Genomic DNA, 9,864 nt, shown 5'->3' with positions numbered 1-9,864 from the left:
CAAGGCAGGCGGTTTGGCGTCAAATCTGTCATGACCTTTCCATTCGACAACAGTTACAGCCGCCTGCCGGACCGCTTCTTTCAGCGCATTGCACCCACTGTCGTGTCCGGCCCGCAATTGATCAGGCTGAACGAGCCCCTGGCGCGCGAGCTTGGCCTTGATCCGGAATTTCTGCGCAGCCCTGCCGGTGTGGAGATTCTGGCTGGCAACCAGATTGCCGAGGGCTCAGACCCGATTGCGCTTGCTTATGCCGGGCATCAATTCGGCAATTTCGTGCCGCAACTGGGCGATGGGCGGGCCATTCTTCTGGGTGAGCTTGTATCGGCAGACGGTCAGCGCCGCGATATCCAGTTGAAAGGTCCCGGGCGCACCGCCTTTTCCCGTCAGGGAGATGGGCGTGCCGCGCTGGGGCCGGTGCTGCGCGAATATATCGTCAGCGAGGCCATGGCCGCACTGGGCATAGCAACCACGCGCTCACTGGCCGCCGTCAGTACCGGGGAAAAGGTGTGGCGCGAAACGGTTCAGCCCGGCGCGGTTCTGACTCGCATTGCCGCAAGCCACGTGCGCATTGGCACATTTCAGTTTTTTGCCGCACGTGGCGATGTGGAAGGGCTGCGCATTCTGACCGATCATGTCATTGCCCGGCATTACCCCGAAGCTGCCCGGTCTGATACGCCGGAACTGGAATTGCTACGCGCGGTGGCCAAAGCACAGGCGCGGTTGATCGCACAATGGATGCTGATCGGCTTTATCCACGGCGTCATGAACACCGATAACGTGACCATTTCAGGTGAAACGCTGGATTATGGGCCATGCGCATTCATGGACCGGTTTAACCCGGCAACCGTGTTCAGCTCGATTGATCACGCAGGGCGCTACGCCTATGGCAACCAGCCGGCAATAGGCCTTTGGAATCTGGTGCGACTGGCGGAATGCCTTCTGCCACTCATCGCGGATGAAACCGAAAGGGCTGTTCCCCTGGCACAGGCAGTGCTGGAAGAATTCGACCGCGAGTTTGAAACCGCGTTTCTGGCTGGAATGCGGAAAAAACTGGGTCTTGCCAGCGAAGAGGCTGAAGACAAGGAACTGGTGAACGGGCTGTTCGCTGCCATGTATCAGGGCAAGGCAGATTTTACCCTGACATTTCGCCGTCTTGGCGAAGGTCTGGATAATCCCGCGGGTGAAATATCGCTGAAGGAATTGTTTTCTGATTCCGCGCCGCTGGAAATCTGGCTGGCACAGTGGCGGCAACGATTGGAACGCGATGCCTTGCCCCCTGCCCACCGGGGTGAGGCAATGCGGCTGACAAACCCGCTCTATATTGCCAGAAACCATCTGGTGGAAGCGGCATTGACCGCTGCGGCAACAGACAACGACTTCAACCGGTTCAACGAACTGGTTGATGTACTTGCACAGCCCTTTACCGAACAGCCGGGCAAGGAAATTTACACCCGCCCGCCTGAGCCGCATGAGCAGGTTTTGCAAACATTCTGCGGCACCTGATCACTAGCCGGCAAATCAAACAGGCGCGTGTCTGTAGCGCATGAGGCGATGTGGATGTAGAACTGCCTCAGTTCAGTCTGGGGCCGGATGCCATGATGCCTGAGTCGCTGGTGCGCCGAAATATTGTTGTGTTAACCGCAGCGCAGTCATTGGGTGCCGCAAGCCCGCCAATTGTCATTTCGCTAGGCGGGCTTGTCGGGCAAAAGCTGACGTCAGACCCGGCTCTGGTTACCTTGCCGGTCAGCCTTTTCAATCTGGGCCTGGCTATCGGTACCTTGCCTGCCGCCTTCCTGATGCGGCAGATTGGCCGACGCAATGCCTATCTTTTCGGTGCCGTGCTGGGTGCGCTCAGCGGTGTGGTGGCCATGGCTGGCATATTTGCCGCCAGCTTCCAGTTGTTTTGCCTTGGCACCTTCGTGGCCGGTTTTTACGCCTCATATGTGCAGAGTTATCGCTTTGCTGCCGCCGACGGTGCGGAAGGGCCAATGAAAGCAAAGGCCATCTCCTGGGTCATGATCGGCGGGCTGATAGCCGCAATCATCGGCCCGCAAATGGTTATCTGGACGCGAGACCTTATTCCAAACGCGGAATTTGCCGCCAGCTTTGCCGGACAGGCGCTTCTGGCCATGCTGGCTTTGCCGGTGCTGCTTCTGCTGCGTGCGCCCCGCCCTGAAAAAGCTGCCACGGCAGCAGCCGATACCGGGCGGCCATTGACTGAGATCATGCGGTCGCCTCGCTTCATGCTGGCGGTTGCCGCAGGCGTCGTTTCCTATGGACTGATGACGTTTGTCATGACGGCGGCACCCATCGCCATGGTGGGGCACGGCCACTCTGTCAGCAGCGCGGCACTGGGCATTCAATGGCACGTGCTGGCCATGTTTGCCCCCAGCTTCTTCACCGGTCACCTGATCACCCGGTTTGGCAAGGAAAAAATCGCCGCCGTGGGCCTGTTGCTGATAGGTTTTTCGGCCATCTGGGCCCTGTCCGGTATGGCGCTCATGAACTTCTGGGCGTCTCTGGTCCTGCTGGGTATCGGCTGGAACTTCGGCTTTATCGGCGCAACGGCCATGATAACCGACTGCCATACACCCGCAGAGCGCGGCAAGGTACAAGGCACCAACGACTTCATGGTGTTTGGCGTGGTTGCGGCAGCGTCGTTTTTCTCCGGCACATTGCTGCATGCCTCAGGCTGGCAAGCCATAAACTGGCTGATTTTTCCCGCTGTTGCACTGGTGCTGGTGCCCCTGTTGTGGCGCGCCAGAACGGCGGGCAGCCCGGCGCGAACCGTATGAACCGGCATTTCGAGAAAGCTAAAAACATGCGCCGCGCCACTGATCGGCTACGCCGTCACCTTCCCGCCTTGCAATGGGCCGCGGGTTACAACCGGGATATTCTCCTCAGCGATGGTATCGCTGCGGTGATCGTGACCATTATGCTGATCCCGCAATCTCTGGCCTATGCCATGCTGGCCGGATTGCCACCGGAAGTTGGGCTCTATGCTTCGATTCTGCCGCTTCTGGCTTACGCGCTTTTTGGCACAAGCCGAACGCTGGCAGTCGGGCCGGTTGCGGTGGTGTCACTGATGACAGCCTCTGCCATCGGGCAGATTGCGGCGCAGGGCACTGCCGATTACTGGACAGCCGCCGTTGCGCTTGCGCTGATGTCCGGCGTCATGCTGCTCATCATGGGGTTCCTGCGCCTCGGTTTTCTGGCCAATTTTCTCAGCCACCCGGTTATCTCCGGCTTCATCACCGCCTCGGCCATTCTGATTGCGGCGGGACAGGTTCGCCACATTCTTGGTGTACCAGGTAGCGGTAGCACGCTGGTGGAAATTCTGGCTGGTCTTTCTGCCAGCATTCGCCAGATCAACCCTGCCACCCTGGCTATCGGCGCAGGCGCGCTCTGCTTCCTCTATTTTGCGCGCCGGTGGGCAAAACCCATGGCTGTGAAGTCTGGCTTGCCCATTCGCGCTGCCGACATGCTGGCGCGCACCGCCCCCATTTTTGCCGTTGCCGTCACAATTTTGCTGGCAATCTGGCTGGATCTTGCGGCTAAGGGTGTCGCACTGGTTGGCGCCATTCCACAGGGTCTGCCTGCTCCGGCCATACCGGCACTGACATGGGAGCTGATCACCGGCCTGGCCGTCCCGGCATTTCTGATCAGCATTATCGGCTTTGTGGAGTCGGTTTCCGTTGGCTGGACACTTGCGGCCAAACGCCGCCAGCGCATCGTGCCGGATCAGGAGTTGATCGGCCTTGGTGCCGCCAACATCGCTTCGGCCATATCGTCCGGCTATCCGGTGACAGGAGGGTTTGCCCGGTCCATCGTTAATTTTGATGCAGGGGCGCAAACTCCGGCCGCTGGCGTTTTCACCGCCATTGGCATTGCCTTTGCAACCTTGTTTCTAACGCCACTTCTGGGCAGCCTGCCGCAGGCAACGCTGGCTGCAACCATCATTGTGGCTGTGCTGTCTCTCATGAATTTCAGCGCTATCCGCCATGTCTATCAATATTGCCGGGCGGATTTTTCCGCCATGATGGCCACCATCATCGTGACACTGCTGTGGGGGGTGGAAACCGGCATTCTTGCGGGGGTGGCGCTGTCAATTTTTCTGCACCTGTACCGCACCAGCAAACCGCATATGGCCATTGTCGGACAGGTTCCCGGCAGCGAGCATTTTCGCAATATCGAGCGGCACACTGTCACCACCGACCCTGCCATTCTGTCCATCCGGGTGGATGAAAGCCTGTATTTTGCCAATAGCCGCTATCTGGAAGACCGCATAACCGCTCTGGTGGCCGGCAGACCGGACATTCGGCACGTGGTGCTGATGTGTCCTGCCGTTAACGCAATTGATGCCAGCGCGCTGGAAAGTCTGGAAGAAATCAATCACCGGCTCGCCGAAGCCGGCATTGCCTTTCACCTTTCCGAGGTGAAAGGGCCGGTGATGGACAAGCTGCATCGCAGCAGCTTCCTGCAGAGGCTGAGCGGCAAAGTGTTCCTGAGCCAGTATGAGGCTGTCGCGAGTTTAAGCAAAGAAACGACCTAGCGCCGATCCCGTATATTGGGCAGAAAGAACGTCAAAAGGCCGATCAGTGGCAGGAAGGCACACAGACGGTAGACCAGCGTGATGGATGTCCAGTCCATCAACACGCCCAGAACCGCCGCTCCGATGCCGCCCAGCCCAAACGACAGGCCGAAGAACACACCGGAAATCAACCCGACCTTACCCGGCACAAGTTCCTGTCCAAACACCACAATGGCCGAGAATGCCGAGGAAAGGATCAGTCCGATCAGGATTGAAAACACCACTGTCCAGAACAGATCCAGGTAAGGCAGGGCCAGCGTGAATGGAAGAGCGCCGATAATGGAGAACCAGAGCACGAATTTGCGGCCGAACCTGTCGCCAATCGGCCCGCCTGCAATGGTGCCGGCAGCCACCGCAGCAAGAAAGACAAACAGATAGATCTGCGCATCCTGAATCGAAACATTGAATGTTTCGATCAGATAGAAGGTGTAGTAGCTGGTCAGCGCCGCCATATAGAAGAACTTGGAAAACAGCAACGCGCCCAGAATGAACATTGACCGGGTTACGATGTGCTGTGGCAGCCGCACAATCGGCGCAACACTGGCAGGTTTGGGCTTGCGCTCATGGTCGCGGTACCAGAAGCCAACGCGCGTCAGCAACAGCATGCCGGCCAATGCAAACAGTGCAAACCAGGCCACCTGCTCCTGCCCGCGCCCCAGAATGATCAGCGCCGCCAGCAAGGGGCCGATGGCGCCGCCAAAATTGCCGCCGACCTGAAACAGTGATTGCGCCAGACCATGCCGCCCGCCGGATGCCAGCCGCGCCACGCGTGAGGCTTCCGGGTGGAAAATAGATGAGCCGATGCCCACAAAGGACACTGACAGCAAAAGCATGGCATAGCTGTGCGACATGGACAGCATAACCAATCCGATCAGCGTGAAACCCATGCCAATCGGCAGCGAAAACGGCTTTGGATGCTTGTCCGTGTAAATACCGACAACCGGCTGCAAAATAGACGCCGTCAACTGGAATGCCAGTTGGATCAACCCGATCTGCGCAAAACTCAGTGCGAAGTCCTGCTTGAGAATCGGGTAGATGGATGGAATCACCGATTGCATCAGATCGTTCAGCATGTGGCTGATGCTGATGGCGACCAGCACAGCCACAGTGGTTTTTTGGACTGGATCCGGCGTTGACGAGGCAATATCGGCGGCTGCGGGCACTTGTGTCACTGACAAAAATCCAGCTTTTCAATAGATTACGCGTAATACGCTCAGATACGCCCTTCCTCGACTGCGTGGCAAGCAACAATTGTGCCGCCATGCTGTTTTGGCATTGGCACTTCTGCCTTGCACCTGGCATTGGCCACCGGGCAACGTGGATGAAAGGTGCAGCCGGAGGGTGGATTGATCGGACTTGGCACATCACCGGCAACCGGCGTGCGCTGACGCCCGGTCATTGCCAGATCGGGCACTGCATCCAGCAGCATGCGTGTATAGGGATGGCGTGGTGCGGAAAACAATTGGCCGGTTGCCGCCTGCTCGACAATGCGGCCCAGATACATGACGCCGACCCGCGCCGACATGTGATAAACCACTGCAAGATTGTGGCTGATAAACAGATAGGTCAGACCAATCTCGTCCTGAAGGTCCTTCATCAGGTTGAGGATCTGCGCCTGCACCGAAACGTCCAGCGCCGATGTCGGCTCATCGCAGATCAGAAAGCTGGGTTTGCCGGCCAGCGCTCGCGCGATGGAAAGGCGCTGCCTCTGCCCGCCGGAAAACTCATGCGGAAAGCGCTCTCCATCCGACGGCGCAAGCCCCACCTGCCGCAGCAATTCATGCACACGGTTCTGGATCACGCGTTCATCATTTTCCAGCTTCAGAAAGCGGATCGGCTCGGCAATGATGTTGCGCACACGCATGCGGGGATTCAGAGACGCATAGGGGTCCTGAAAAATCATTTGAAGTTGCGCCTGCTCCGGTGCATTGGCCTTGCGCGCCTGCGGCGTGCTCAAATCCTTGCCATCCACCGTCAAACGCCCATCCGACAAAGAATAGAGTCCGACAATCAACCGTGCCACGGTGGATTTTCCGCAGCCGGATTCCCCGACCAGGCTGAACGTTTCGCCGCGCCGAATGTCAAAGCTGACATTTTCCACCGCGTGAACATGAATGGGCTTTTTGCCGGTCGCACGGCCGATCAGCCCCGGCGTCATGCTGAAATAGCGCTGCAGGTCACGTGCGCTCAGCAATACGTCATCCGCTTTTCCGGCTTGAGCACTCATTGCGCCTCTCCGGTGGTTCCGGTGAACAGAAAGCAGGCCACCTTTCTGTCACTCAACTGGACCAGTGGCGGCTGGGACTGGCGGCAGATATCCATCGCCCGTGGGCAGCGCGGATGAAAAGCGCAGGCTTTCGTGCGTTCAGACAGGCGAGGCATGGAACCATCGATCTGGGCCAGCCGCTCCAGATCATCGCCAATGGATGGAATGGCCCCCATCAAACCCCTGGTATAGGGGTGGCAGGCATTGTGTACGACTTCAGCCACCGGGCCATCTTCAACAACCCGGCCCGCATACATGACAATGACCCGGTCCGCCGCCTCGGCTATGACGCCCATGTCATGCGTCACCAGCATGACGGCAGTGCCGCGCTCGTGGCACATGGTTTTGAGCAAAGTGATGATCTGCGCCTGTACCGAAACATCCAGCGCGGTGGTTGGCTCATCTGCGATGATCAGGCGTGGCTCTGTGCACAGGGCCAGCGCAATGACAACACGCTGGCGCATGCCACCGGAAAACTGGTGCGGATAATGATCAATCCGCTCCGCTGCGGCGGGAACGCCCACCGAGTCCAGCAATGCGATGGCCTTGGCCCGCGCCTGCTGCCTGGAAAGCGGCAAATGCGTGCAAATGGTTTCACAAAGCTGATGGCCGACACTGTACAGCGGATCCAGGCTGGTCAGCGGATCCTGAAAGATCATGCTGATATGCCGGCCACGAATTCTGCGCATTTTATTTGCCGGCAAATTGTCGATGCGCTGGCCATCAAACACAATCTCACCGGCCGCCAGATATCCCGGCGGATCAAGCAAGCCGATAATTGCTGAACCGGTCAGCGACTTGCCTGCGCCCGATTCACCGACAACCCCGACAATCTCGCCAGCGGCTATCGACATCGACACATCATCAATGGCCAGAAGCGGGCCATGGCGTGTGGCAAAGGCAACGTCAATATTGCGGACATCCAGCAGCGGTTCGGCGGCCCCGGCCCGAACGCTGCCCGTGGAGTTACTTGAGGCGTGGGTTGAGAGCATCGCGCAACCAGTCTCCCAGAAGATTGACAGAAAGGACAAGCAGCCCCAGCACAATGGCCGGGAACAGGGTGATCCACCATTCGCCGGAGAAGATGTAGTCATTGCCAATGCGGATCAGCGTGCCAAGCGAAGGCTGCGTGCTGGGAATGCCAACACCCAGAAAGCTCAGCGTGGCTTCTGCCACAATAGCCAGCGCCAGATTGATGGTGCCGATAACCAGAACAGGTGTCATGATATTGCGCAGCAAATGCCGCCACATGATCAGCGGCGCACTCAGGCCCAGAACCCGCGCGGCCATGACATATTCCTTGCCGCGTTCCACCATGGTGGAACCCCGCACCGTGCGCGCATATTGCACCCAGAACGACAGGCCGATGGCAAAAATCACCGCCGCCATGGCCAGGTTGTCGCTGGTGCCCTTTGCTGCCGCCTTGATGACACCGTCAACCAGCAGCGCCACCAGAATGGCCGGAAACGTTAGCTGAACATCGGCGATGCGCATGATGATCGTATCCACCACGCCGCCAAAATAGCCACTGACCAAACCGAGAATAATGCCGATCACCATGGCCAGCAGAACCGAGCACATGCCGACAATCAAGGACAGGCGCATGCCGTACATGATGGTGGACAGAACATCTCGGCCCTGATTGTCGGTCCCCAGCGGATAGACCCACGTGCCGCCCTCCACCCATGCCGGCGGCAGAAGCGCGTCCATCAGGTTCAGCGCTGTCAGATCATACGGGTCATGCGGTGCCAGCCACGGCGCGCCAAAGGCCGCAACAATAAAAATGAAGGTGATCAGCGTGGCAACCACCGTCAGTTTTGATTTTTTGAAGCTGTAGAAAAGATCGCTTCCCAAAAAACTCTGGATGCGAAGCAAAGACGCACTCATGATCGCACCCCTTTCAATTTGTTCTCAGACGCGGATCGACTGCCAGATAGAGCATATCGACAATGAAATTGATGGTGACGAAGACAACGCCCACAAACAGCAGATAGGCCGACATGACCGGCACATCGGAAAACTGGACCGAACGGATGAACAGAAGCCCGAGGCCCGGCCATTGGAAAACAGTTTCCACAATGATCGAAAACGCAATGAGTGAGCCAAGCTGCAAGCCGACAACGGTGATGACCGGCACCAGCGTGTTCTTCAGCCCGTGGCGAAAATAGATCGACCAGTCGCTCAAGCCCCGCGCCCTGCCGAATTTGATGAATTCAGTGCCAAGAACCTCCGCCATGCCTGCGCGCACCAGCCGCATGATCAGCGTCATCTGAAACAGACCGAGCGTCATGGCGGGCATGATGAGCGACTTCAGGCCCGAACTGGTAAGGAGGCCCGTTTGCCAGAAACCCAGGTCCACCACATCGCCGCGGCCAAAGGTTGGCAGGATGCGAAGGGTGACGCCGAAAATGAAAATCAGCAGAATGCCAATAACAAACGGCGGCAGGGAGACGCCCAGCAGAGAAACGGTCTGAAACACCCGGCTGGAAAAACTGTCCTGCCTTATGCCGCAATAAATTCCCATCGGGATGCCCATTGCCAGGGCAAAGACAGCCGCCACCGCGGCCAGTTCCAGCGTGGCAGGCATGCGCTGGGCAATCATTTCTGAAACCTTTTGCCCATCGCGGTACGACACACCAAGGTCGCCGCTGGCAATGCGCATGACGAAATCGCCAAATTGCACAATCACCGGGCGGTCAAGGCCAAGCTCCGTGCGCAGGCGCTCACGCTCGGCCATCGAAGTGTCCTGCCCCACCATGTTGGAAATCGGATCACCAACAAACTGGAAAATCAGAAACGACATGAAGGCAATGGCCAACAGAACAAATATTGAATGGCCAATTCGTCTTAAAAGAAACTGTAACAACTGGCCTCCAGCAACTTCGCATGGACCATTTCAGGCGATCTCAGGAGCGCCGGAATGGTCTGACTATTGGTTTTGCTGCATTGTCTTGCCGTTGAAAAACCGCTTCAACGGAAAATGATCTGACAGGAGAAACTGCCACTA

At 58.0% G+C, this 9,864-nt stretch carries 8 protein-coding genes; 3 read left to right on the top strand and 5 right to left on the bottom strand.

Features of this window, described 5'->3' with window-relative positions:
- The first annotated feature begins 30 nt into the window (after nt 1–30).
- The 3 genes from FPY71_RS13500 to FPY71_RS13490 all read left to right on the top strand — a co-directional run bounded on the left by FPY71_RS13500 (nt 31) and on the right by FPY71_RS13490 (nt 4,552).
- Nucleotides 31–1,503, top strand: a complete 1,473-nt coding sequence (locus FPY71_RS13500) for a protein adenylyltransferase SelO (RefSeq protein WP_149300822.1) — start codon at nt 31–33, stop codon at nt 1,501–1,503.
- 92 nt (nt 1,504–1,595) lie between these two features.
- Nucleotides 1,596–2,795: an MFS transporter gene (locus FPY71_RS13495; RefSeq protein WP_149301110.1), complete on the top strand. Its 1,200-nt coding sequence runs from the start codon at nt 1,596–1,598 to the stop codon at nt 2,793–2,795.
- Between the two features lie 26 nt (nt 2,796–2,821).
- Nucleotides 2,822–4,552 carry a SulP family inorganic anion transporter gene (locus tag FPY71_RS13490; RefSeq protein WP_149301108.1) on the top strand — a complete coding sequence of 577 codons (1,731 nt, stop codon included), beginning with the start codon at nt 2,822–2,824 and terminating at the stop codon, nt 4,550–4,552.
- Here the strand turns inward: FPY71_RS13490 and FPY71_RS13485 are convergent.
- The 5 genes from FPY71_RS13485 to FPY71_RS13465 are packed head-to-tail and all read right to left on the bottom strand — an operon-like array spanning nt 4,549 to nt 9,723.
- Nucleotides 4,549–5,754 (bottom strand): MFS transporter, encoded by a 1,206-nt coding sequence (locus tag FPY71_RS13485; protein ID WP_425457895.1) that lies wholly within the window; start codon nt 5,752–5,754, stop codon nt 4,549–4,551. The two genes, FPY71_RS13490 and FPY71_RS13485, sit on opposite strands and share 4 nt — an antisense overlap.
- 50 nt (nt 5,755–5,804) lie before the next feature.
- Nucleotides 5,805–6,818: an ABC transporter ATP-binding protein gene (locus FPY71_RS13480; RefSeq protein WP_149300821.1), complete on the bottom strand. Its 1,014-nt coding sequence runs from the start codon at nt 6,816–6,818 to the stop codon at nt 5,805–5,807.
- On the bottom strand, nt 6,815–7,849 hold the full coding sequence (locus tag FPY71_RS13475; RefSeq protein ID WP_149300820.1) for an ABC transporter ATP-binding protein: 1,035 nt from the start codon (nt 7,847–7,849) through the stop codon (nt 6,815–6,817). The genes FPY71_RS13480 and FPY71_RS13475 overlap by 4 nt, the downstream gene beginning before the upstream one ends.
- Nucleotides 7,824–8,744: an ABC transporter permease gene (locus FPY71_RS13470; RefSeq protein ID WP_149300819.1), complete on the bottom strand. Its 921-nt coding sequence runs from the start codon at nt 8,742–8,744 to the stop codon at nt 7,824–7,826. Before FPY71_RS13470 ends, FPY71_RS13475 begins: the two co-directional genes overlap by 26 nt.
- Before the next feature lie 13 nt (nt 8,745–8,757).
- Entirely contained in the window at nt 8,758–9,723 is a 966-nt protein-coding gene (locus FPY71_RS13465) for an ABC transporter permease (protein WP_149300818.1), read from the bottom strand.
- Nucleotides 9,724–9,864 lie beyond the last annotated feature (141 nt).

The organism is Aureimonas fodinaquatilis (assembly GCF_008369445.1).
Taxonomy (GTDB): Bacteria; Pseudomonadota; Alphaproteobacteria; order Rhizobiales; family Rhizobiaceae; genus Aureimonas; species Aureimonas fodinaquatilis.
This window is presented reverse-complemented; position numbering and strand designations above follow the sequence as displayed.